This window comes from Vibrio sp. Isolate25 (genome assembly GCF_022398025.1).
GTDB classification, from domain to species: domain Bacteria; phylum Pseudomonadota; class Gammaproteobacteria; order Enterobacterales; family Vibrionaceae; genus Vibrio; species Vibrio coralliilyticus_A.
This window is the reverse complement of record NZ_JAKEUT010000009.1, coordinates 69,041-90,855: the sequence shown is the minus strand read 5'-3', so window position 1 is coordinate 90,855 and position 21,815 is coordinate 69,041. Positions and strand designations below refer to the sequence as shown.

The 21,815-nt window shown below is 44.3% G+C and carries 22 protein-coding genes and 1 other RNA gene; 8 read left to right on the top strand and 15 right to left on the bottom strand.

The window, feature by feature from the left end; all coding sequences use genetic code 11:
• The first annotated feature begins 302 nt into the window (after nucleotides 1-302).
• The gene (gene mltF / locus L1D15_RS16260) at nucleotides 303-1,823 is read left to right on the top strand and encodes a membrane-bound lytic murein transglycosylase MltF (protein WP_239876434.1); all 1,521 of its coding nucleotides are present in this window, start codon (nucleotides 303-305) and stop codon (nucleotides 1,821-1,823) included.
• Nucleotides 1,824-2,034: 211 nt separating this feature from the next.
• A complete protein-coding gene (locus L1D15_RS22070; RefSeq protein ID WP_255906193.1) occupies nucleotides 2,035-2,169 on the top strand; it encodes a hypothetical protein in 135 nt (44 codons plus the stop codon).
• 38 nt (nucleotides 2,170-2,207) lie between these two features.
• Here L1D15_RS22070 and tadA read toward each other — a convergent pair whose 3' ends face one another.
• The 6 genes from tadA to L1D15_RS16230 all read right to left on the bottom strand — a co-directional run bounded on the left by tadA (nucleotide 2,208) and on the right by L1D15_RS16230 (nucleotide 7,549).
• Nucleotides 2,208-2,717: a tRNA adenosine(34) deaminase TadA gene (gene tadA / locus L1D15_RS16255; protein ID WP_239837523.1), complete on the bottom strand. Its 510-nt coding sequence runs from the start codon at nucleotides 2,715-2,717 to the stop codon at nucleotides 2,208-2,210.
• 145 nt (nucleotides 2,718-2,862) lie between these two features.
• Nucleotides 2,863-4,422 carry an AbgT family transporter gene (locus tag L1D15_RS16250; RefSeq protein ID WP_239867402.1) on the bottom strand — a complete coding sequence of 520 codons (1,560 nt, stop codon included), beginning with the start codon at nucleotides 4,420-4,422 and terminating at the stop codon, nucleotides 2,863-2,865.
• A 276-nt stretch (nucleotides 4,423-4,698) separates the two neighbouring features.
• Nucleotides 4,699-5,130, bottom strand: coding sequence for a prepilin-type N-terminal cleavage/methylation domain-containing protein (locus tag L1D15_RS16245; RefSeq protein WP_239876433.1), 432 nt, complete (start codon nucleotides 5,128-5,130; stop codon nucleotides 4,699-4,701).
• Nucleotides 5,120-6,412: a hypothetical protein gene (locus L1D15_RS16240; RefSeq protein ID WP_239876432.1), complete on the bottom strand. Its 1,293-nt coding sequence runs from the start codon at nucleotides 6,410-6,412 to the stop codon at nucleotides 5,120-5,122. The genes L1D15_RS16245 and L1D15_RS16240 overlap by 11 nt, the downstream gene beginning before the upstream one ends.
• A gap of 1 nt (nucleotide 6,413) precedes the next feature.
• Nucleotides 6,414-6,965 carry a pilus assembly protein PilW gene (locus L1D15_RS16235; RefSeq protein ID WP_239876431.1) on the bottom strand — a complete coding sequence of 184 codons (552 nt, stop codon included), beginning with the start codon at nucleotides 6,963-6,965 and terminating at the stop codon, nucleotides 6,414-6,416.
• Between the two features lie 77 nt (nucleotides 6,966-7,042).
• Nucleotides 7,043-7,549 carry a GspH/FimT family pseudopilin gene (locus L1D15_RS16230; protein ID WP_239876430.1) on the bottom strand — a complete coding sequence of 169 codons (507 nt, stop codon included), beginning with the start codon at nucleotides 7,547-7,549 and terminating at the stop codon, nucleotides 7,043-7,045.
• Between the two features lie 88 nt (nucleotides 7,550-7,637).
• On the opposite strand from L1D15_RS16230, the gene L1D15_RS16225 reads away from it, so the two are divergent.
• Nucleotides 7,638-8,075 (top strand): type IV pilin protein, encoded by a 438-nt coding sequence (locus L1D15_RS16225; protein WP_239876429.1) that lies wholly within the window; start codon nucleotides 7,638-7,640, stop codon nucleotides 8,073-8,075.
• A 47-nt stretch (nucleotides 8,076-8,122) separates the two neighbouring features.
• Here L1D15_RS16225 and dnaJ read toward each other — a convergent pair whose 3' ends face one another.
• The 4 genes from dnaJ to grpE all read right to left on the bottom strand — a co-directional run bounded on the left by dnaJ (nucleotide 8,123) and on the right by grpE (nucleotide 13,760).
• On the bottom strand, nucleotides 8,123-9,268 hold the full coding sequence (dnaJ, locus tag L1D15_RS16220) for a molecular chaperone DnaJ (protein ID WP_239876428.1): 1,146 nt from the start codon (nucleotides 9,266-9,268) through the stop codon (nucleotides 8,123-8,125).
• A gap of 180 nt (nucleotides 9,269-9,448) precedes the next feature.
• The gene (gene dnaK, locus L1D15_RS16215) at nucleotides 9,449-11,362 is read right to left on the bottom strand and encodes a molecular chaperone DnaK (RefSeq protein WP_239876427.1); all 1,914 of its coding nucleotides are present in this window, start codon (nucleotides 11,360-11,362) and stop codon (nucleotides 9,449-9,451) included.
• 239 nt (nucleotides 11,363-11,601) lie between these two features.
• Complete coding sequence (locus L1D15_RS16210) at nucleotides 11,602-12,879, bottom strand: dicarboxylate/amino acid:cation symporter (protein WP_239837646.1); 1,278 nt, start codon at nucleotides 12,877-12,879, stop codon at nucleotides 11,602-11,604.
• A gap of 284 nt (nucleotides 12,880-13,163) precedes the next feature.
• Entirely contained in the window at nucleotides 13,164-13,760 is a 597-nt protein-coding gene (grpE, locus tag L1D15_RS16205; protein ID WP_239876426.1) for a nucleotide exchange factor GrpE, read from the bottom strand.
• A 144-nt stretch (nucleotides 13,761-13,904) separates the two neighbouring features.
• On the opposite strand from grpE, the gene nadK reads away from it, so the two are divergent.
• From nadK to bamE, 3 genes are all read left to right on the top strand, one after another.
• Nucleotides 13,905-14,789: an NAD(+) kinase gene (nadK, locus tag L1D15_RS16200; protein WP_239867377.1), complete on the top strand. Its 885-nt coding sequence runs from the start codon at nucleotides 13,905-13,907 to the stop codon at nucleotides 14,787-14,789.
• 242 nt (nucleotides 14,790-15,031) lie between these two features.
• The gene (gene recN / locus L1D15_RS16195) at nucleotides 15,032-16,696 is read left to right on the top strand and encodes a DNA repair protein RecN (RefSeq protein WP_239876425.1); all 1,665 of its coding nucleotides are present in this window, start codon (nucleotides 15,032-15,034) and stop codon (nucleotides 16,694-16,696) included.
• 189 nt (nucleotides 16,697-16,885) lie between these two features.
• Nucleotides 16,886-17,245 carry an outer membrane protein assembly factor BamE gene (bamE, locus tag L1D15_RS16190; protein ID WP_239837510.1) on the top strand — a complete coding sequence of 120 codons (360 nt, stop codon included), beginning with the start codon at nucleotides 16,886-16,888 and terminating at the stop codon, nucleotides 17,243-17,245.
• 110 nt (nucleotides 17,246-17,355) lie between these two features.
• Here bamE and L1D15_RS16185 read toward each other — a convergent pair whose 3' ends face one another.
• Together L1D15_RS16185 and L1D15_RS16180 are read right to left on the bottom strand one after the other, a co-directional pair.
• The gene (locus L1D15_RS16185; protein WP_239876424.1) at nucleotides 17,356-17,709 is read right to left on the bottom strand and encodes an RnfH family protein; all 354 of its coding nucleotides are present in this window, start codon (nucleotides 17,707-17,709) and stop codon (nucleotides 17,356-17,358) included.
• A complete protein-coding gene (locus tag L1D15_RS16180) occupies nucleotides 17,699-18,142 on the bottom strand; it encodes an SRPBCC family protein (RefSeq protein WP_239837508.1) in 444 nt (147 codons plus the stop codon). Before L1D15_RS16180 ends, L1D15_RS16185 begins: the two co-directional genes overlap by 11 nt.
• A gap of 118 nt (nucleotides 18,143-18,260) precedes the next feature.
• On the opposite strand from L1D15_RS16180, the gene smpB reads away from it, so the two are divergent.
• Both smpB and ssrA read left to right on the top strand, forming a co-directional pair.
• Complete coding sequence (gene smpB / locus L1D15_RS16175; RefSeq protein WP_008081122.1) at nucleotides 18,261-18,746, top strand: SsrA-binding protein SmpB; 486 nt, start codon at nucleotides 18,261-18,263, stop codon at nucleotides 18,744-18,746.
• Between the two features lie 66 nt (nucleotides 18,747-18,812).
• Nucleotides 18,813-19,179: a transfer-messenger RNA gene (gene ssrA, locus L1D15_RS16170) on the top strand.
• A 151-nt stretch (nucleotides 19,180-19,330) separates the two neighbouring features.
• On the opposite strand, the gene L1D15_RS16165 is transcribed toward ssrA, so the two are convergent.
• Genes L1D15_RS16165 through L1D15_RS16155 form a run of 3 tightly spaced genes read right to left on the bottom strand, consistent with a single transcriptional unit; the run spans nucleotide 19,331 to nucleotide 21,725 of the window.
• A complete protein-coding gene (locus tag L1D15_RS16165; protein WP_239837644.1) occupies nucleotides 19,331-20,341 on the bottom strand; it encodes a succinylglutamate desuccinylase/aspartoacylase family protein in 1,011 nt (336 codons plus the stop codon).
• Nucleotides 20,342-20,378: 37 nt separating this feature from the next.
• Nucleotides 20,379-21,284, bottom strand: a complete 906-nt coding sequence (gene rimK, locus L1D15_RS16160; protein WP_239837489.1) for a 30S ribosomal protein S6--L-glutamate ligase — start codon at nucleotides 21,282-21,284, stop codon at nucleotides 20,379-20,381.
• A gap of 6 nt (nucleotides 21,285-21,290) precedes the next feature.
• Nucleotides 21,291-21,725: an ATP-dependent zinc protease gene (locus tag L1D15_RS16155; RefSeq protein WP_239867364.1), complete on the bottom strand. Its 435-nt coding sequence runs from the start codon at nucleotides 21,723-21,725 to the stop codon at nucleotides 21,291-21,293.
• Nucleotides 21,726-21,815: the final 90 nt, after the last annotated feature.

Below are 21,815 nucleotides of genomic sequence, written 5' to 3'. Positions count from 1 at the left end.
AAGGTCTACTGACCTGAGGTGATATTGGAATAAATTCAGTGGGTTAGACTGTTTTACTTCGAAGCTATTCCCTAGGATTCTAAAACCTATGCCGATTCCACCTCTCCTTTGCGGGCGCATTATAAAGGATTTATTTTTGTGATGTAACACCAAAAGCAACCGTTTGCGTCATTTTTTTCATCAAATTTGAATTACCGCAAAAATCCTAATTTTAAATCTTTAACCCGAACTCACTCTGATTGTCTTGCCTTGTTATGACACTTTGATATAAATGCCCTACTAGAAGTATGAGAATGATGTGAATGAAGAAGCATTACTTGAACTGTTGGACATCAATTAGCGCCTTGCTGTTTGCTGTATTAATGTTGTCCGGCTGTCAAATTGAATCAGAGCCTAAAAGTGATTTAGACCAAATACGCGAGCGTGGCGTATTGCGTGTCGGCACCTTGAATAATCAGTTGTCTTACTATATTGGTCCCGATGGCCCTGCGGGCTTGGATTATGAACTGGCTCGTGAGTTTGCCAATGAGCTAGGCGTACAACTGGAAATGAAGCCGGCCTACCGAATCTCATCGCTCTACCCTGCACTGGCCAAAGGTGAAATCGACATTATTGCTGCAGGTTTGACTCAGTCACCTGAACGTATGGAGCGATTCCGCCCCGGCCCTGCTTATTATTATGTCAGCCAACAAGTGGTCTACAAAAAGGGCCAATGGCGACCACGTAATTTAGAACGGCTTCTCAGTAAACAACCTGATCAAATTGAAGGGGAAGATGATCAACCTATCCTAAAAATCGTCAGTGATTCACATGTGAAGCAGACTCTGAACGCCATAAAGCAAGAAGCCTATCCTGACTTTGCATTTGAAATAGATCCTGAAGCGGAGGTAAGCGATCTACTTAAACAGGTATCTGATGGTGATCTGATGTTCACTATCGCCGATTCCGTCGAGGTATCCCTATCGCAGCGAATCTACCCTGATATTGCATTAGCCTTTGAACTCACAGAAGATCAACCCATCTCTTGGTTTATTCGCCGTTCAGAAGATGAAAGCTTATATGCATTGATGATTGAATTCTTTGGTTACACCAAACAATCAGGCCATCTCGCCTCACTTGAAGAAAAATATATTGGTCATATCGGCAGCTTTGATTATGTTGACACACGCGCATTTATCCGTGCCCTTGACTCCAAACTGCCTAAATGGTCACCGTTATTTAAAAAATATTCTGAAGAGTTTGACTGGCGTTTAGTGGCCGCGTTGGCTTATCAAGAGTCACACTGGAATCCTCGAGCTAAGTCACCAACGGGTGTTCGTGGCATGATGATGCTGACATTACCCACCGCTAAAAGCGTCGGGGTCACAAACCGACTTGACCCTAAGCAATCAGTACGAGGAGGTGTAGACTACTTGCGTCGTATGGTTTCTCGTATACCCGATTCTGTCGATGACCATGAAAAAATCTGGTTTGCTCTCGCTTCTTACAATGTTGGCTACGGTCATATGATGGACGCAAGGAGACTAACCAAAAGACAAGGGGGCAATCCGGATTCATGGGCCGATGTAAAAGATCGCTTGCCATTACTACGCCAGAAAAAATACTACAGCCAGACTCGATATGGCTACGCTCGCGGTGATGAAGCAAGAAACTACGTCGAGAACATTCGCCGTTATTACCAAAGTATTATTGGTCATGTGGAGCAACAAACGGCAGATAATAGCGACATCAGTATAGACGACCTTGCCGTCATCGAAGTGCCGGAAAGTTCAGTCTCTTCAGCTTCAGCCAGCTCAGCGGCAGAACCAACAAATCAAGAGTAAAAACCAGCTTTCAAGTGTACTATCGCTGTTTAGTGATTGTGCACTTGAATTCTTGCGTGCTTACCCACACATAGTCTCGTAAGCTAGCGATCTTGCAAACATTATTAAAACAGTAACAATTGGCTGGTAAAAGACGAGTTACTCAAGGTAATCAGTACCTTCGAATCAGAAAGCCATAATTCAGATATAACTCATAGTAGGAGGTTGTTTTATGAGTAGACGTAAAATGCGGTCAAAACGCCTTAATAAAACAGTGGCAGCAAACCGCCGTAAGAGAATGCTCAGTAACAATAAGAAAAAAGTAATTGCTCGTCATCGAGCCTTCATGCAGCTAATTTGCGCATAATCCTAGCAAGCACCTAGACACGGGTGTTTGCTAGAGTCTTATCCTTCAAAACGCTTTGCCTGTTTCTGCGCTTTGTTCTCTTTACGACGACGCTTAAAGAATGCTTGCAATTGCACTCGACACTCTTCTTCCAATAATCCAGCTTCAATATCCGCGTAGTGATACGCAGCCTGGTGCTCAAACAAATTAAGTACTGTTCCAGCTGCTCCCGCTTTTAAGTCTGGAGCGCCGAATACGATACGTTTGACTCTGCTATGAAGCAAAGCTCCGGCACACATTGGACACGGCTCCAGCGTCACATATAAGGTTGTATCAAGGAGACGATAATTCTCCAAAACTTGGCCTGCTTTACGCAGTACCTGCATTTCTGCATGTGCCGTTGCATCATGATGACCAATAGACTGATTCCAACCTTCAGCAACCACTTCTCCGTCCTTGACCAAGACAGCACCAACAGGTACTTCTCCCTCTAACTCTGCCTGAGCAGCAAGCGCCAGCGCACGACGCATGAAGAATTCATCTTGAGAGGAAAACTGAGAATCTGACACTTAAGGCTCCAAAATCTAACACAGATGCAGTGGGAGTATGATTCTACCCATAACCCCGCGAGAGTAAAAGAGCGCTCAATTGCCACTATAAAATAAAAAAGCGCCAGTCTCTCAACCGGCGCTCATCAATCCTCATGCTATCAACTTACATTGTATATGTGTAAGGAGCTTGAATGCCCAGTGGGATACCCAGTGCCCAGTATGCCACTAGGAAAATAGACCAACCGATCAACATTGCAATTGAGAATGGCATCATTAGAGATGCTAGGGTACCAATACCAGTCGACTTGACGTAGCGCTGACAGTAAACCACGACGAGAGGGAAGAAGACCATCAGAGGTGAGATAATGTTCGATACAGAATCACCAACGCGGTATGCCGCTTGAGAAAGCTCTGGCGAAATACCTACAGCCATTAGCATTGGTACTAGAATTGGACCAATTAAAGCCCATTTGGCAGAAGCAGAACCAATTAGCAGGTTTACAGAAGCCGTCAACAGAATCATACCGATGATCGTTGCTTCACCCGGAAGGTTCATTGCTTTCAGACCTTCTGCACCGTATAGCGCTAGCATAGTACCAATATTCGACTGTGCAAATGCAGCCAGGAACTGAGCACAGAAGAACGACATAACAATGTACGCACCCATTGTCGACATAGTGTCCGCCATCGCTTTAATGATGTCGTTACTGGTCTTAAATGTCCCCGAGACTTTACCATACACGTAGCCTGGAATGATGAACAAAATGAAGATCAACGGAACAATTGACTTCATTAACGGCGCGGTAAACGCTGTAATTTCACCTTCAGGAGAACGCAGTGCCGAGTTTTCAGGGATAATGGCTGCGATCAATACAGCAATACCTGCCAGCATCGCCCAACCCGCATAGCGGAATGCTTTTGACTCAAGTTCAGTGAAAGAACCTAGATCTGGTGCTTTTTCTGCATCTTCGTCGATTGGCGTTTTCGCTAGGCGAGGTTCGATGATTTTTTCTGTTACATACCAACCAATCGCTACAATGATGATTGAAGATAGACCAGTAAAGAAAATATTCGCAAGTGGGTTTACAACGTATTCAGGATCAAGAACCTGTGCTGCAGTTTGTGTGAAACCAGCGAGTAGTGGGTCGATACCCGAAGGGATAAAGTTTGCAGAGAAACCACCCGATACGCCAGCGAATGCTGCAGCGATACCCGCTAATGGGTGACGACCAGCCGCATGGAAAATGATACCACCGAGTGGAATAACAAGAACGTAGCCTGCATCCGCCGCGGTGTGCGAAACAATCGCAACCAGAATAAGCATTGGAGTAAGTAGCTTAGCTGGAGTGAAGTTAAGCATCTTCTTGAGGCCTGTGGTAATAAAGCCTGAAGAATCCGCTACCCCTACACCAAGCATCGCAACCAGTACGATACCTAGAGGCGCAAAACCAGTGAATGTTGTCACCATATTCGCGAGGAAGCTTGCTAGAGATTCGCCGGTTAAAAGGTTGTTGATTGCAAGTGCTTCGCCAGTGCGTGGGTTTAACAAGTCAAACGAGACGTTTGAAAGGAGAGCAGACGCAGCCCAAGTAATAACTAGAGCCCAGAAAAACAAAATAGCAGGATCTGGGATCTTATTACCCGCGCGTTCAATAAAGTTTAAAAAGCGATCCATACCACTCGGCTTGTTGGATGGCGCTTGATTTATAGCTTGGTTACTCATGGTAACTCCATATGTGATGTTGTTGCCTTAGGTCTGTAATGATTGTTGTAGCGACCTATTATTCAACGACACATTTTATTAAAAGCACCTCTAAAAAGCACAAGGTTCCACAATTTTTTCCATATTTGGAGACATATTTTGCAAAACTGGCGTTATCACGCAACAAAGTAAAAACAACAATCGTCCATAGATTGAAACAGGTTTGAAACTATTTTGAAAAAAATAGAGAACACTAACAGGTAAACACTCAACAACCAACATTGAATATAAAACAAACTACATAGCAAACTCATTGAACTCAGAGACAAATGTTGTTAACTCAATAGATTGATTTTTCCCATAACGATCTTGCCAACAGACAGCAACGCTAATGAGTTGAGTTTCGATACCATTCAGCACAATAGACTTGGAGTCACACTGTAGTTGAAACTCTTCTTCTAATGAAATCTGGCAACGTTCAAGAGTAAAGCAGGGATCTTGATTTATCGTATCAAACGAATAATTTTGGGGCTCCACAACTGAACTGTGACTGATAAAATACTCAAGCTGTGACTCTGCTAGATAAAGCGCTTTTGTCGCCTGATTAGCCCAATCTGATTTCGTCTCTATATAGGTATGCAGTTTTACTAAACCAATAGCGCTACTACTTACAAGAAATAGCCCAATTAATACTTCAATCAAGCTCACGCCTTTTTGATTAGAAATCATACCAACTTCCTCTCACCCATAGCGTTTGATGGTGCTTTCTAGCCGGGCTGGCTGTTATATCTTGATTAAACTCGGTATCCAAAGAAGTATCGATTAACGCATAACGCTCAGGTACATCTAAAATCAAACCACCAATCGGATAAAAACTCCCACTCTGAAAGTAACTTACCCGCTCTTTTTCAATAGCGACAACAGAAGACAGTGCATCTATGGTTTGGGTTAAGTTTACAGATAATTCGTCATTTTCAATCGTTTCCAAACCAGCGTCGTCAAGAGCGGAATCATCAGAGACAAAATGATAAACCAGAGCCTTCAACGCTTGATGGCCTGACACTGCAAACGCTCCGTTATGCAAAACTAAAACCAAGCCTCCGGCCAAGTAGGTATCGATAGCACCATTGATTGTTTGTAGATCATCTGATGTCAGTTCACAGCTTCCATAGACCCAGATAAATTCATGAGAAGCCTTAATAAGCTCACTGATCTTTTCACCACAGTCTTCTATCACTTGAGGAGCAGGCAAGTCGCTGGCGTTTGCTGGTAAGAAGCTCGCTAAAGACGATGGAACGTAACCAAATAACCCTGTGTCTGACATCACGTCAAACCAGTGATTACGTGAAACATTAAAGACTTCTTTAAAGGGGTCAAGATTCTCATGCAGGGCGAAATCATCTTGAGTAGAAGAAAGTTGCCAGGCAAACCCAGTATAATTTTTGTCGGCACAATGCTGCTGATTTTCAACCTCTCCCAAAGGAAAATAACGAGGAAGTACAGCCCTTTGTTTGGGTTGTTTAGTGGAGTAACTCTGAGCATAAACCTCGTTTTGATACCGGAGTGATACACATGCCCACTCGTTCTCACTGACTTTATCTCCATGATGCGGGGCAAGGTTTAACGAACCGTATACATATAGATGAGCAGTGGTTGTCATTGCGCTTTTAATTTGTAGCTCTGGCAGGAAAAATGCCTTACTCAAAGTAAGAAAACCACTTGATGAGCGGATCTTATGTGGTGTTCCCGTTTCTATTTCCAGTCCATCCAAACCAAGCCAACCTTGGCAACCATTTAAACTTTCAGGAATCAGACCTTCACTTGATACACTAGCAAATGCACACTCTAAACCGCCTTCAGCAAGCCAGTGAGCTGTGCGGCTGTCGACCTCATTATTACTCCGCTTTACCTGATAAAATACGCCTTTATAACTCCCCATAATGACCATCAAGGTCACCGAGAGTAACAGGCAGGTCGTCACAATCAACGCCGCTCCACTTTGTTTCTTCACCTCACCAGTTCCTCGTTTTGACAGAAAAACCCAGTGATTGCGTAACTTGCGGTTGATCCACTAACTGGGTTGAAAGAACGACACTCACAAGAGCTGAAGAGATAGACAGGCCCACCAAGGGCTCAACATTCAACTCAAATACTTCAATAGCGATACGTCGACTATCAAACAAAGTGTTACAAGTATTGCCAAAATAAGTCGTAAAGCTCTCTGCTTCTACGACAGACATAACGCGTGACAATTTCTTCTCACAAACTCTGAGGATCTGCTCAGATTGTCTATCTCTTTGATAAACAACATTTGTGTATGCATCCTCATCGTCAGCATTCCCTGAAAGGTAGGCGTAAGCAATTAGACTCATTTGATTATCATGCCTGATATAATAAGTTTGTGCCGCGCCGGATAGCTTAAGGCTAGAACCCATACCTCCGCTGTAGCCAGCCCGATGTAAGTCCTGCTTCATCATTTGAAGAACACTATTGGTGCTTTGGAGTAGCATAAGTTCCTTAGCTCGATAAACCGCTGTACGCTGATGATGGATCAACATGCTCATCACCACACTTATCACTAGTATGCTAAGCGAGGCAGCAACAAGGAGCTCGAGCAAACTCCCCCCTCTCTGCCGATAAATCAGCATACTTCGTAGCCCAAGTGAGTCTTATTTGGAGAACAAACACGAACAATAGCAGAGCGAAAGTGCGTTCTTAGCTCAAGAACTAGCTCAGGTTGCTGGCTAGGATAGAAAGTAAATCGGCCACTTTTAGGACGGCCATGGGTTGCATCAAAGCTGATTTGATTCGAGCTATACGTTGTGTCTAGTTTAATCCCTGAAAATGAAGCCCCAGACAAACGCATTAATACCACCCCTTGGAACTCCTTTTTGTTATCAGTTAATTCCAGCGCCCATTCTCCGCTAACGGTTAACAAGTGAATCCATAACGGTTGGCGGCGCAAAACAGCTTGAGATTTAGCCATTACGACAAGTCCATTCAACTCTGTCGCTAGCCTAGCCATTTTGGCGGTATTAGAAACGGAAACAAAGCTAGGGAGTGCCCATAGCGCGACCACGCAGACCACCGATAAAACAATCAACACTTCTATCAATGTAAAACCACGAGGCATTTCCCAAACTCTCATGTAACACTCACAAGGTTCAAAACCATACTTGGTTCGATGCTACCACTGAGAAACAATGCCCAGATGCAAAAGAAAAGAGGGATTCGGAGTGTTCGGTGAAAATCGATGTAATCAGAGTAAACAAAGTCTAAATGGAATGACTTTGCTCGAACTGTTGGTGGTAACAGTCGTGATAGTGATTTTATCTGCTATCGCTTACCCAAGTTATTTGGACTTCGTGCGTCAATCTCATCGGACAACGGCCATCTCTGACTTAGCGCGAATCCAACTGGCGTTGGAATCGAACTACAGCGGACAATATCAATGGAGCCACATCGTATCTGAAGGCCAATGCACTCTATGCCTGTCGGACCAAAACCGCTTTATTTTCTCTATCACTAGCGGAGCAAGCACCGCATATACGATCAAGGCCACCGCTCAAACAAGCAGCCAGCAACATCTCGATACCTGCCTAATAGAGAACAACATTGATTACATCAGCTTAGACGCAAGAAACACAGAGTTTCCTGCGTCTTGTTGGGAATAAAAAAGCCTGCACATTTGGCAGGCTCTCTCACAACAATCTTTCGAAGGTTAACTCGTTAGGTCATCGAAAAACTTCTTGACCCCATTGAAGAACCCTTCCGCTTTCGGCTTGTGCTTAGTTGCCGCTTCACCACCGCAAGACTCTTCAAACTCTTTCAATAAATCTTTCTGACGTGAACTTAGATTAACAGGTGTTTCAACTACTAACTTAACAATCAGGTCACCAACACCACCGCCTCGAACACCCTTCACCCCTTTACCGCGCATACGGAACATTCGCCCCGTTTGCGTTTCAGTCGGAACTTTCAGGTTCACACGACCATCCAGTGTTGGTACTTCAACTTCACCACCCAGTGCGGCCATTGCAAAGCTGACAGGCACTTCACAATATAGATTATTACCATCACGCTCAAAGATGTGGTGCTCTTTCACATGGACCTGTACGTACAAGTCACCCGCTGGAGCGCCCATTTCTCCCGCTTCACCTTCACCAGAAAGACGGATACGGTCACCAGTATCAACACCAGCAGGAATCTTAACGTTAAGCGTTTTAGTCTTCTGTTTACGACCTTGACCATGACACGAGTTACATGGATCTTTGATGATCTTGCCTTTACCGTGACAGGTTGGACAGGTTTGCTGAACCGCAAAGAAACCCTGACGCATCTGAACTTGGCCATGACCATGACAGGTTCCACACGTTTCAGGAGACGAGCCTTTCTTCGCGCCGCTGCCATCACAAACGTCACAGTTAACTAGCGTTGGCACTTCAATTTCTTTTGAAACACCGCGAACCGCTTCTTCTAGTGACAGTTCCATGTTGTAGCGCAGGTCTGCACCGCGTTGCGCGCGTTGCTGGCCACCGCCACGTCGGCCACCGCCAAAGATATCACCAAACACATCACCAAAAATATCACCGAAATCAGCACCAGCACCACCGCCAAAGCCACCGCCGCCCATGCCACCTTGTTCGAATGCTGCATGACCATATTGGTCGTAGGCCGCTTTTTTCTGAGGATCCAGTAGGACTTCGTACGCTTCTTTTACTTCTTTAAACTTATCTGCAGCAGACTCATCACCCTGGTTGCGGTCTGGGTGGAATTTCATTGCAAGGCGCTTATACGCCTTTTTAATATCACGTTCTGATGCATCACGGCTTACGCCTAATACTTCGTAAAAATCACGTTTTGACATGTTCTTCGTCACCAATTTATTACTGCAAACGACCGATTGTCGCTTGGTGTTTGTATCGTTCTAGATAAAGGCTTTGTGCAAAAAGTGCTTATCTGGAAAGACAGCGTATTTACAAACAGGCGGGCGTGTGAGTTCCCTCAAACGCCCGCATATTACGTTAAGTTAAGTCAGAATCGAAAATTATTTTTTCTCGTCTTTAACTTCTTCAAACTCAGCGTCTACAACGTCTTCTTCTTGCTTAGGCTGTTCACCAGCTTCTGCACCAGCCTGTTGTGCCTGAGCTTGTTGCTGAGCGATTTCCATAAGTTTTTGCGCAGCGGTCATAAGAGCTTGTACTTTCGTATCAATCGCTTCTTTGTCTTCACCCTTACGAGCTTCTTCTAGCTCAGAGATAGCAGATTCAATCTTCTCTTTCTCTTCCGCTGGAAGTGCGTCACCCGCTTCTTCAACTTGCTTACGAGTACCGTGGATCATTTGGTCAGCTTGGTTACGTGCAGCCGCTAGCTCTTCGAACTTCTTGTCCGCTTCTTTGTTAGCTTCTGCTTCTTGTACCATTTTTTCGATTTCATCGTCGCTTAGACCGCCTGAAGCTTGGATAGTGATCTTCTGCTCTTTACCAGTCTGCTTATCTTTCGCTGATACGTGAAGGATACCATCCGCATCTAGGTCGAAAGTTACTTCGATTTGTGGCATACCACGTGGAGCTGGCTGAATGCCTTCTAGGTTGAATTGACCTAGAGACTTGTTGTACATCGCCTGCTTACGCTCACCTTGAAGAACGTGGATAGTTACCGCATTCTGGTTGTCTTCTGCTGTTGAGAAAACTTGGTTCGCTTTGGTTGGGATAGTGGTGTTCTTCTCAACTAGCTTAGTCATTACGCCACCCATAGTCTCGATACCTAGAGACAGAGGAGTAACGTCTAGTAGAAGTACATCTTTAACATCACCCGCAAGTACACCACCTTGAACTGCAGCACCCATTGCTACTGCTTCGTCAGGGTTCACGTCTTTACGAGCGTCTTTACCGAAGAACTCAGCCACTTTCGCTTGAACCATTGGCATACGAGTCTGACCACCAACAAGGATAACGTCAGTAATGTCGTTCACAGATAGGTCTGCGTCAGCTAGAGCAACTTTTAGCGGCTCAAGAGAACGTTGAACTAGATCTTCAACTAGAGATTCTAGTTTCGCACGAGTCACTTTAACGTTCATGTGCTTAGGACCAGTCGCATCTGCAGTCACGTAAGGTAGGTTTACGTCTGTTTGAGAAGTAGAAGAAAGCTCAATTTTCGCTTTTTCTGCTGCTTCTTTAACACGCTGCATTGCTAGAGGATCGTTCTTAAGATCGATACCTTGCTCTTTCTTGAACTCTTCAACTAGGTAGTTGATCATGCGGTTATCGAAGTCTTCACCACCTAAGTGAGTATCACCGTTAGTCGCTAGTACTTCGAATGTTTTCTCGCCTTCAACTTCATCAATCTCGATGATAGAGATATCGAATGTACCACCACCAAGGTCGTATACAGCGATAGTGCGGTCACCACCTTGCTTGTCTAGCCCGTAAGCTAGAGCTGCTGCAGTAGGCTCGTTGATGATACGCTTAACTTCTAGACCAGCGATACGGCCAGCATCTTTAGTTGCTTGACGCTGAGCATCGTTAAAGTAAGCCGGTACTGTGATAACTGCGCCAGTTACTTCCTCACCAAGGAAGTCTTCTGCCGTTTTCTTCATTTTCTTCAGTACTTCAGCAGAAACCTGAGGAGCCGCCATTTTCTGGCCTTGCGCTTCAACCCAAGCATCACCGTTGTCAGCTTTAACGATTTTGTACGGCATGATTTCGATGTCGCGCTGTACTTCTTCGTCTTCGAAACGACGACCAATAAGACGCTTAATTGCAAATAGCGTGTTTTCTGGGTTTGTAACTGCTTGACGTTTTGCTGGTTGACCTACTAGTGTCTCACCGTCTGTGTAAGCAATTACCGATGCAGTAGTACGCTCACCCTCTGCGTTTTCAATTACACGTGGTTTGTCGCCGTCTAGTACCGCAACACATGAGTTAGTAGTACCTAAGTCAATACCAATGATTTTACCCATCAGGCTATCTCCGAATAAATTTCTATTTTCGTTTTGCTATATCCCCTATGTGGGGATGGAGAGTCGGGTTTCAACCCTTGCTCACAAACAAAAATAATGATGTTTGCTTCTCTATGCCCAATAAATAAGGGCGTCAAATGACTTTTCAAGGGAAAGAGTAAAAAAAAGTGAAAAAAATTTAGGTCTTTAACAAGAAAGCGAGCCATATGGCTCGCTTTTAATTTTCAATGCGTTAGAGATTAAGCATTTGCCTGAGCAGGCTTGCCTTCAACTTGTGCTTCTTCTTTACCGATTTCACCTTCAGTTTTTGCAACAATAGTGTTTACCGCGGTATCACCCACTACGTTAGAAGAGGTACAGAACATATCGTTAATACGGTCAACTGCTGCGATGATTGCCAGACCTTCTGGTGGAAGCCCCAGTTGGTGAAGAAGAACACCAACCATAACAACACCACCACCAGGAACACCACCAGCACCAATAGATAGAAGCAGGATAGTAAGACCTAGAGTGAACACGTCAGCCGTGTTGATTGGTTGACCAAATGCGTTTGCAACGAAGATAGTTGCCAGTGCAATGTAGATAGACACACCAGACATGTTCATGGTTGCACCCAATGGTACACCGAAACCTGCAACTGATTTTGAAACTTGTAGTTTCTCCGTCAAAGTACGCATAGTTACAGGAATAGTCGCATTCGAGCTTGCTGTCGATAGAGAGAATAGGATCTGCTCACGAGTAGCACGTAAGAACGTCTTTGGAGAAGTACCTGTCGCAATACCTACTGCCATTGGGTAGAAGAAGAAGATCCAGAACACGAGCATAGCCACAACAAGCGCTACATAGCCTGCTACTGACATGAGCGTGTTAGCATCTAGTGTCGCGCCCAGTTGAATCATCAACGCAAACACACCATATGGAGCAAGGCTCATAACAAGACCAACAAGCTTCATCATGATTTCGTTCGCCATCTTGAATGTGCGGATAGCCGGCCCACCGCGTGAATCAAGCGCCTGAATCGCTAGGCCTGTTAGGATTGCCATAAAGATGATTTGTAGCATATCGCCATTAGCAAACGCCTGAACAGGGTTACTTGGTACGATGTTTACCACTAGGGAGAAGATATCAGGCGTTTCCGTTGTCGTTAGTTTTACTGTTTCTGAAATCGTACCAGCTAGGTTAGCGTCAGCACCTGGCTGGAAAATCATACCTACAGTCAGTGCCGCTGTAATCGCGATGATGGTATTAATAATGTATAGGGCGAAGGTTTTACCACCAAGACGACCAAACGCAGTGATGTCTTTCAAATCAACAATGCCACACACGATTGAAACGTATACCAAAGGAACAACAAGTAACTTGATCAGTGATACGAACATGCCACCAGCACCTTCCGCAGCGCCTAGAAGGTAAGTATCAAAAATTGCAATCCCGCTAAATAAGTACTGGATCGCAGTACCGATCAGTAGACCAGCAAACAAGCCTACAAAAATCTTGCTTGAAAGCGATTTATCCATCATCCATCTCCAGAATGTTGTGTTTTTAATTTATGGTTTTATAGTTTATTCCGCCAGTTTTCCCGACAGAGTTCGCACATAATACACACAAAGGTTACAAAATAAAGACTTTGTTTACGATAATGTTACAAGTTTCAAATCAGAAATTAATTTTTGGTTAAACTTCATGCTAAGAATAATTCACCAAATCAATTATTTATTAAAAACCAACACAACTGATCTGAGGGGATAAAAAAAGAGAGGTCTAAGCCTCTCTTCTGTTTAAAACACGTTCTGTATCAAGGTTATTTAGCAACCATTACCATAGCGGGTCGAATCACACGGCCATTAAGCTCGTAACCTTTCTGCATAACAAACATCACTGTATTTGATTCATGGTCAGGGCTCTCTTGAATAGACATCGCTTGATGCATTTCAGGGTTAAACGCTTCGCCTTCAGGGTTAATCTCTTTTAGACCAAACTTAGCCACCGTGTCTACAAACGTTTTATGCGTCAATTCTACGCCTTCAAGCAGTGGTTTAACTACTTCCGCTTCAGTATCTGCCGCTTGAATCGCTCGCTCTAGGTTATCGATAACCGGCAGTAACTCTTCGGCAAACTTATTTAACGCGTATTTACGTGCTTTATCGATTTCTTGCTCAGTACGACGACGCATGTTTTCGACTTCGGCTTTTGCACGAAGTACGCTATCTTGCTGTTCTTGAACTTTCGCTTCGCTAGTCAGTAACGCAGCTTCTAGTTGAGCAATCTTAGCGTCTTTCTCATCACCAATTTCTTCTAGCTCAGCTTCAGCCTCTTGCGCTGAAGCTTCCACTTTCTCTGCTTCTTCGATGATTTGATCTAGCTCTTCTTCTGTAACTTTGTTTTCTTCGTTGCTCATGATATCTCCAGAATACATACCCATTGGTACCTAACGCTTCACGTTTATTGCGTTTAGATACACAAAAACTCGCATAAATAGCTAACTTGCCATTATTATGGGGATGAAGATTGTCGAATCAAGCCTATTTAGTGCGGAAAACCTATGAAAAAGCCTTTTGAAGTGATCGCCATCATTGGTAAACCTCGGGATCAGCAAGCTATTCAGACTCACAGAGAACTTTACCTCTGGCTTCAGTCGGAAGGGTATCAGGTTTTTATTGACGATAGACTAGCGGAAATTTTAGACGATGTCCCGAATGAACATTTTGCGAGCCTAATTCAGCTTGGTAAAACGGCTGACTTGGCAATTGTCGTAGGTGGTGATGGCAACATGTTGGGGGCCGCCAGAGTGCTTTCACGCTTTAATACCTCAGTGATTGGAGTAAACCGAGGAAACCTTGGGTTTCTGACCGATCTCAACCCAGAAGATTTTCAGTCGGCACTTAAAAAAGTGCTTGAAGGTGAGTTCATCGAAGAAGAGCGCTTTTTGCTGGAAGCTGAAGTCCACCGCCATGGACAAGTAAAAAGTCATAATGCCGCACTCAATGAAGCCGTACTTCACCCTGGGCAAGTCGCCCATATGATTGAATTCGAAGTGTATATTGATGACAGCTTCGCCTTTTCTCTGCGTGCAGACGGGCTAATTATCTCTACGCCCACTGGCTCTACAGCCTATTCATTGTCAGGTGGCGGCCCTATCCTATCGCCAAGTCTTAATGCTATTTCGCTTGTACCCATGTTCCCGCATACTTTATCCAGCCGTCCGTTAGTCGTAGACAGTAAACGTCGTATTAAACTGGTGGTATCTCCGGATAACCGAGGGACTCAAGAAGTCGGCTGTGATGGCCAAGTCTCTCTGCCCGTTTCCCCTGGTGACGAAATCCATATTTATCAAAGCCCTAATGTACTCAAACTGATCCACCCCAAGGACTACAGCTACTATCATGTACTGCGCAATAAACTTGGTTGGTCGAGTAAACTGTTCTAGCAAATCAACTGGGGGTATCGAAGGGTTGGCGTAATATGCCAACCCTTTTCTTTATCAAATCAAGGCAAAGCTTTAGCAATATAACCTTAACCCCATTCACCAAGACAAAATTCCCCCTCCCGACTGACGTAAATGAAATTCGCGTTCGGTCACAAAAATTTTCACACCCTCCTTTACTGTATAAAGAAACAGTATATACTGTCTTCTTATACAGTATTGTTCATTTAAACAGGTACAACAAAATGCTGGCTCATCTAAGTGTTAATAATTTCGCTATTGTTAAATCTCTACAGCTGGAGCTATCTCATGGCATGACAACAATCACTGGGGAAACAGGGGCAGGTAAGTCTATTGCCATCGATGCCTTAGGCCTTTGCCTCGGTGGGCGCGCAGAAGCCAGCATGGTACGACAAGGAGAAGAAAAGACAGAAGTCAGTGCTGCTTTTTCTCTTGAAAACAATCTTCACGCAACGCGTTGGCTAGAAGATAATGATCTTCTCGAAGGCAGCGACTGTATATTACGTCGCATAATCAACAAAGAAGGCCGTTCAAGAGCCTTTATCAATGGCAGTCCAGTCCCCCTTTCGCAACTGAAAGCACTTGGACAACTTCTGATTAATATCCATGGTCAGCATGCACATCACCAATTGATGAAAAGTGACTATCAGATGGCTATGCTGGACCAATATGCTGGCCATACAAACCTTTTAAAAAGCACTCGTAATGCCTATCAAAATTGGCGTCAAGCCGATAACAACCTCAAGCAGTTAAAAGAAAACAGCGCTGCAAATCTCGCGCAAAAACAACTTCTTGAATATCAAATAAAAGAGCTTAATGAGCTTTCTCTTGGCGAGGATGAATATGAAGAACTCGAACAGGAACACAAAAGATTGTCTAACAGCGGAGAACTTGCGGCCACCTGCCAACAAGCCATCGAGCTTATTTACGAAGGTGAAGAAGTTAATGCGCTTGGTATTCTCCAATCAGCCAGTAGCACCTTAACCCAGCTCGCTGAACTGGATGAAACTCTCTCTGAGTTACCTAACATGTTATCAGAGGCGATTATTCAGATCGAAGAAGCTAATAATGAACTGCGTAGTTATCTTGATAATATCGATGTTGATCCTGCGCGTATGGTTTTTGTCGAAGAACGCTTTTCAAAAGTTATGTCGATGGCGCGTAAACATCATGTCCTTCCGGATGAGCTATATCAGCACCACCAAGATCTTCTCACACAGATCGAAGCTCTCGACTGCTCCGATGAAAAATTGGAAGAATTAGAGCAAGCGGTTGAAGAAAAATATCAATCTTTCTTAACGTCCTCTGAAAAACTACATAAATCTCGTAGCCGCTATGCCAAAGAACTCAATAAATTGATTACCGCCAGCATGCATGAGCTGAGTATGGAAAAGGCCCAATTCAGTATTGAAATAGACAAACAATGCACACACCCATCACCACTCGGCATGGATAATGTCTGCTTTATGGTATCAACCAACCCTGGCCAGCCCATGCAGCCTATTGCAAAAGTCGCCTCTGGTGGTGAGCTTTCTCGTATATCGTTAGCAATACAAGTGATCACAGCTCAGAAAGTCGATACTCCTAGCTTAATCTTCGACGAAGTTGATGTGGGAATCAGCGGGCCAACGGCAGCTGTTGTAGGTAAAATGCTTCGCACGCTTGGCGAGTCGACACAAGTTCTCTGTGTTACTCACTTACCTCAAGTGGCGGGTTGTGGACATCAACAGCTCTTCGTTGCTAAGCAAACCAAAGCCGGCAAAACAGAAACTCAGATGCATTTATTGAATAACGAGCAGCGCGTATCCGAGTTGGCTCGATTGCTTGGTGGAAGTGAAATCACAGAGTCGACCTTGGCGAATGCAAAAGAGTTACTGATTGCGGCTTGATAGACTCTATGGCTGATTTTCAACTTAAAAACAAAGTTCCGACTTAGGGAAATTTTGGTATGAGTTTGCAACTAAATTCAAAAATCGTGGTCTGAAACAGTTCAAAACAAGATGAGTTTTTTACATTAGCGCTCAGCTTGTTTATTATCAGCCCAATTTGAGACATATCCGTTACAAGAATTTATCCGTATGCAATTGAAAAAGTGGCTTATCGCTGTACCACTCTCTATGACACTGTTGACAGGCTGCTCTCTGGTAGAAAAGCTCGTTTACCGAATCGACATCAACCAAGGGAACTATGTTGAGCAGCAAGCCGTCGATCAGCTTAAGTTTGGTATGACAAAAGAACAGGTACGTTTTGTAATGGGCTCACCCATGCTTATTGAAAATGGTTATCCCGATACTTGGTACTATATTTATCACCACACAGAGGGTCACCAAGATTCTATTCAGAAGAACTTGATCGTGAACTTCAATGATAAAGGCCAATTGGTTGATATTAATGGTGACTTCCCGCCAAGTTCGGACTTCTTTGAAGGTATCAACTAAAGCAAAGCGTGTATTTGAGGGTTGGCGTTGTTCGTCAACCCTTTTGTTTATCCGCAGTCACAGCCCTACGCTTATCTTCAGATGACAGGTACAACCTAAGGCGATTGAGTTTACTCTTCCTTCCTTAACGGATTCTTTTTACCGCCAGTGACTGGGTCAGCAGCCCCTGATTCTTTTGCTTGCTCAGCGCGTTTACGACGAATTTCTTTCGGATCAGCTAAAAGTGGGCGATAAATTTCGATACGGTCTTTATCTCGAACTGTGGCCTCAAGCTTGATGTTACGGCTAAAGACACCAACTTTGTTTTTTGCTAGGTCGATTTCAGGGTACTGTTCTAGAACACCAGATTGTTTAATAATCTCTTCGACTGTCATCGATTTATTCACGACTAGCGTGTAAACACGTTGCTCCTGAGGTAATGCATATACTACCTCTACGTGGATCATATCAGACTCAATACTCATAACACGGATACACCTGCTTAGCGCGCTGAGTGAACGCATTGACCATATTACTGGTCAACTCATTGAAAACTTTGCCGAAGGCCATTTCAATCATCTTGCTAGAAAACTCAAATTCTAGTTTGAGTTCAACCTTGCAAGCTTTCTCATCTAATGCGGTAAAGAACCACCCTCCTTTAAGCGTTTTGAAAGGACCATCCACTAGATTCATGAGAATCGCTTCACCACTCACCAATTCATTCGATGTAGTGAACGTTTTACTGATCCCAGCCTTTGAGACATCAACGGAAGCTACCATTGCAGAATGACTGGACTCAATCACTCTCGACCCGGAACAACCTGGCAAAAACTCAGGATAACTGGCCACGTCATTTACCAGATCAAACATCTGTTCTGCACTGAATGATACCAACGCAGAACGGCTGACTTGCTTCATATAGACTCCTCAAAACACACGCCTAAACGACAGGCACGCACTATTTTTACTTTTATTTGCATTAAGCGCAAATAAAGGGATTTCATAACTAGATTCCTAACCGTATAATGCAACCATTATGGCAAAGAAAAAATCGAAACAAAAAGCGGGTAGCAATACCATCGCTGTCAATAAGAAAGCTCGCCACGAATATTTCATTGATGATGAAATAGAAGCAGGAATGGAGCTTCAAGGCTGGGAAGTTAAAGCCCTACGTCAAGGCAAAGCCAATATCGCAGAAAGCTACGTATTTATGCGAGATGGAGAAGCTTTTGTAAGTGGCATGACCATTACCCCTCTAAACCAAGCATCGACACACGTAGTGGCGAACCCTACTCGTGTGCGTAAACTACTTATGAGCCGCCGTGAGCTTGATAACCTATTAGGTCGAATCAATCGCGAAGGTATGACACTCGCAGCCCTTTCACTCTACTGGTCTCGTTCTTGGGTGAAAATGAAAATTGGCGTCGCGAAAGGTAAGAAGCTGCACGATAAACGTACTGATCTTAAAGAAAAAGATTGGGCTAGAGAAAAAGCACGCGTAATGAAGAGTTCACTGCGCTAATATTGAGCACTTAAACGCACAAGTCTAGACAGGTTATGCTTTTCTGGTACTATGCAAAGAACACTTGGGGCTGATTTAGGATTCGACAGGAATTTTGCAGTCTAAGGTGCATGCCGTGGGGCGGTTGGCCACGTAAAAAGCCGCAAAAAAATAGTCGCAAACGACGAAAACTACGCACTAGCAGCTTAATAACCTGCTCAGAGCTCTCTCGCCCTAGCTTCCGCACGTAAGACGGGGACCAACGAGAGATCAAACCCAAACGCGCTAGCCCGGATTCTCCCGCCTGAGAGATGAACGGCGAATTTTAATTCAGGATAGTCATTTACTGGCGTGTCGGTTCGCAGGTACTTGGTGAATTTAAAGATCGACTAAGCATGTAGTACCAAAGATGAATGGTTTTTGGACGCGGGTTCAACTCCCGCCAGCTCCACCAAACGTTTGGAAAGGCGCTAGCTCAGAGCTAGCGCCTTTTTTATTACCCTCGACGATATCAATGCGAAGCCTAATCACTCCCCAAAAACAGAGTGAAAGAGATAAATCAAAAGCCATCGTCAACCTAGCTATGTGCAAGGCATGCTAGTCATTCACATTTTTCCAATGCCGTACTTAATTTCATTGCCAAGGTCATCAAGCACATCCCCTAGGTAGTTTTCCACTTTTTCCTCAACAAGCTCATCAGACTCCTCAAAGTAAGCAAGGTGATAAATTGCATCTCCTTGGTTGACGAGAGGTAAGGTTTGTTGACCAATGATTATCCCTCCTTGAGCGGCTTTCACGGCCACTTCATCATTTCCAAGCGGATCACTAATAATGGCTAACACTTGCCCTTTGTCCACTTTTTGCCCAAGTGCGACATGAGAACGTAAGATTCCATCAAATTCAGCTCTCACCCAGCGTGTAGCCCTTGCTACGACAGGGGAGCGCGCGTGAGATAGCTTCCCATGGGGTAACATAGAGAGGTGCCGCATAACTCTCTGTACCCCCCGAATCCCCGCTGTTATCGCAAAAGGTTCAAACCTCAGCGCCTCACCCGCTTCATAAGTAATGACAGAAATACCTGCCTTTTCTGCCTCTGCACGTAAAGAACCATCACGAAGTGAGGCATCTATGACAACCGGCGTACCGAATGCCATCGCCATTTCTGCAGACACAGCATGATTCATGTTGACTCTTATCTGAGGTAAATTTGTTCTATGGATAGCAGCGGTATGTAAATCGATGATGTGAGTAGATTTTTTTACGATATCGTTAAAGAAATAGTGAGCAATCCTTCCCGCAATTGAACCTCGCGGAGAGCCGGGAAACATCCGATTTAAATCTCTTCTGTCTGGTAAGTATCTCGACTTTTGAACAAACCCAAACACATTGACCACAGGCACCGCAACTAACGTACCTTTCAATTTCTTAGGGTCGGTCTTAGCAATCAGCTGTCTGACAATTTCAACACCATTGAGTTCATCACCATGAATCGCCGCACTGACCAAGAGCGTAGGGCCTGCAAGGCGACCATTGACGATTTCAACCGTAACAGAGAGAGTGGAATGTGTATATAAACGTGCCACTTCGAAGTCGATAGTTTGAGTTTCGCCGGGCATAACTACAGCATCGCCGCAATGAAATGGCTGATTTTTACTAACCTTTGCCACGAGTTTTTGTCCTATGTGGGCTGGCATTTTTCTCAATATACTGAATGATCATCCCCGCAACATCTTTCCCCGTAGCGGTTTCTATACCTTCCAAACCAGGAGAAGAGTTCACTTCCATGACCAGAGGACCACGCTCAGAACGTAAAAGGTCGACACCAGCAACATTGAGCCCCATAACTTTAGCTGCATCAACAGCCGTTTTTCTCTCTGCGGGCGTGATTTTAATGAGGGATGCATTGCCTCCCCGATGTAAATTCGATCTAAACTCTCCGGGTTGGGCTTGACGCTTCATCGCAGCGATCACTTTGTCACCAATCACAAAGCAGCGAATATCTGCTCCTCCGGACTCTTTTATGTACTCTTGTACCATGATATTGGCTTTGAGCCCCATAAAAGCCTCAATGACACTTTCAGCCGCTTTTTGAGTTTCCGCGAGCACAACACCAATCCCTTGTGTCCCTTCTAATAGCTTGATGACAAGTGGCGCGCCTCCAACCATTTTTATTAGATCTTTAATATCGCTTGGTTTACTGGCAAAACCTGTAATAGGCATACCTATATTCTTCCGAGAGAGTAATTGCAACGAACGTAATTTATCCCTTGATCTAGTTATCGCGACAGACTCATTAACGGGAAATACTCCCATCATTTCGAATTGCCGTAGAACCGCACAGCCATAAAAGGTAACAGATGAGCCAATGCGAGGAATAATCGCATCCAAACCGGCTAGCTCTTCTCCTTTGAGGTGGATAGATGGAGAATGAGAATTTATGTTCATGTAACACCTAAGTGCATCAATCACTTTAGGGTCATGGCCTCGTTCTCTACATGCTTCGATTAACCTCTTCGTTGAATAAAGGTTCTTATTCCTAGATAAAATGCCTATTTTCACAATGCACTACTCCTTAGAAAGCAAAAAAGAGCTGGCAGGATCCACAAGTATATTGGTAGCTAAGGAAGTTCTTCCTAGAAGCATCCTAAATTTCATGTCATCCCTAGGGGTCAGTGTCATTTCAATAGGGAATGAAAGCTCGCCTGCAACCAGTAATGTTTCAATAACATAACGTTGCGTTTGGTGCCCACCAGAGTCTCGGACTAAGCGCTGGTCAACGACTGGCGATTCACACTGCACCACTGTCTGTTCATCAGCTTGATTGGGATGAACCCAGAAACGCACCCAAACTTGATGACTTTTCCTGAATTCCTCAATGGAAAACGTATGGAGGCAAGATGTACGAGCCCCTGTATCGACTTTGGCTTTGATTCTTTCTATACCTAACTGTGGCAGGCTAACCCATTCTCTCCAGCCCACAACCACCTTGCTCCCATCCAACAAGCCAGACTCCTTACCAGTGATTAACCCGCTTTAAAACACTCGATTAAGTATAGTTTACTGATGGAATCCATCTTCTTTACTTTCAAT

Bases quoted from the DNA above. Each gene is read 5' to 3' on its own strand.
- mltF (WP_239876434.1), top strand. From the start codon at position 303: ATGAAGAAGCATTACTTGAACTGTTGGACATCAATTAGCGCCTTGCTG.
- L1D15_RS22070 (WP_255906193.1), top strand. From the start codon at position 2,035: ATGAGTAGACGTAAAATGCGGTCAAAACGCCTTAATAAAACAGTGGCA.
- L1D15_RS16250 (WP_239867402.1), bottom strand. From the start codon at position 4,422: ATGAGTAACCAAGCTATAAATCAAGCGCCATCCAACAAGCCGAGTGGT.
- L1D15_RS16245 (WP_239876433.1), bottom strand. From the start codon at position 5,130: ATGATTTCTAATCAAAAAGGCGTGAGCTTGATTGAAGTATTAATTGGG.
- L1D15_RS16235 (WP_239876431.1), bottom strand. From the start codon at position 6,965: ATGAGCATGTTGATCCATCATCAGCGTACAGCGGTTTATCGAGCTAAG.
- L1D15_RS16230 (WP_239876430.1), bottom strand. From the start codon at position 7,549: ATGAGAGTTTGGGAAATGCCTCGTGGTTTTACATTGATAGAAGTGTTG.
- dnaJ (WP_239876428.1), bottom strand. From the start codon at position 9,268: ATGTCAAAACGTGATTTTTACGAAGTATTAGGCGTAAGCCGTGATGCA.
- dnaK (WP_239876427.1), bottom strand. From the start codon at position 11,362: ATGGGTAAAATCATTGGTATTGACTTAGGTACTACTAACTCATGTGTT.
- L1D15_RS16210 (WP_239837646.1), bottom strand. From the start codon at position 12,879: ATGGATAAATCGCTTTCAAGCAAGATTTTTGTAGGCTTGTTTGCTGGT.
- grpE (WP_239876426.1), bottom strand. From the start codon at position 13,760: ATGAGCAACGAAGAAAACAAAGTTACAGAAGAAGAGCTAGATCAAATC.
- nadK (WP_239867377.1), top strand. From the start codon at position 13,905: ATGAAAAAGCCTTTTGAAGTGATCGCCATCATTGGTAAACCTCGGGAT.
- recN (WP_239876425.1), top strand. From the start codon at position 15,032: ATGCTGGCTCATCTAAGTGTTAATAATTTCGCTATTGTTAAATCTCTA.
- bamE (WP_239837510.1), top strand. From the start codon at position 16,886: ATGCAATTGAAAAAGTGGCTTATCGCTGTACCACTCTCTATGACACTG.
- L1D15_RS16185 (WP_239876424.1), bottom strand. From the start codon at position 17,709: ATGAGTATTGAGTCTGATATGATCCACGTAGAGGTAGTATATGCATTA.
- L1D15_RS16180 (WP_239837508.1), bottom strand. From the start codon at position 18,142: ATGAAGCAAGTCAGCCGTTCTGCGTTGGTATCATTCAGTGCAGAACAG.
- smpB (WP_008081122.1), top strand. From the start codon at position 18,261: ATGGCAAAGAAAAAATCGAAACAAAAAGCGGGTAGCAATACCATCGCT.
- L1D15_RS16165 (WP_239837644.1), bottom strand. From the start codon at position 20,341: ATGCCCGGCGAAACTCAAACTATCGACTTCGAAGTGGCACGTTTATAT.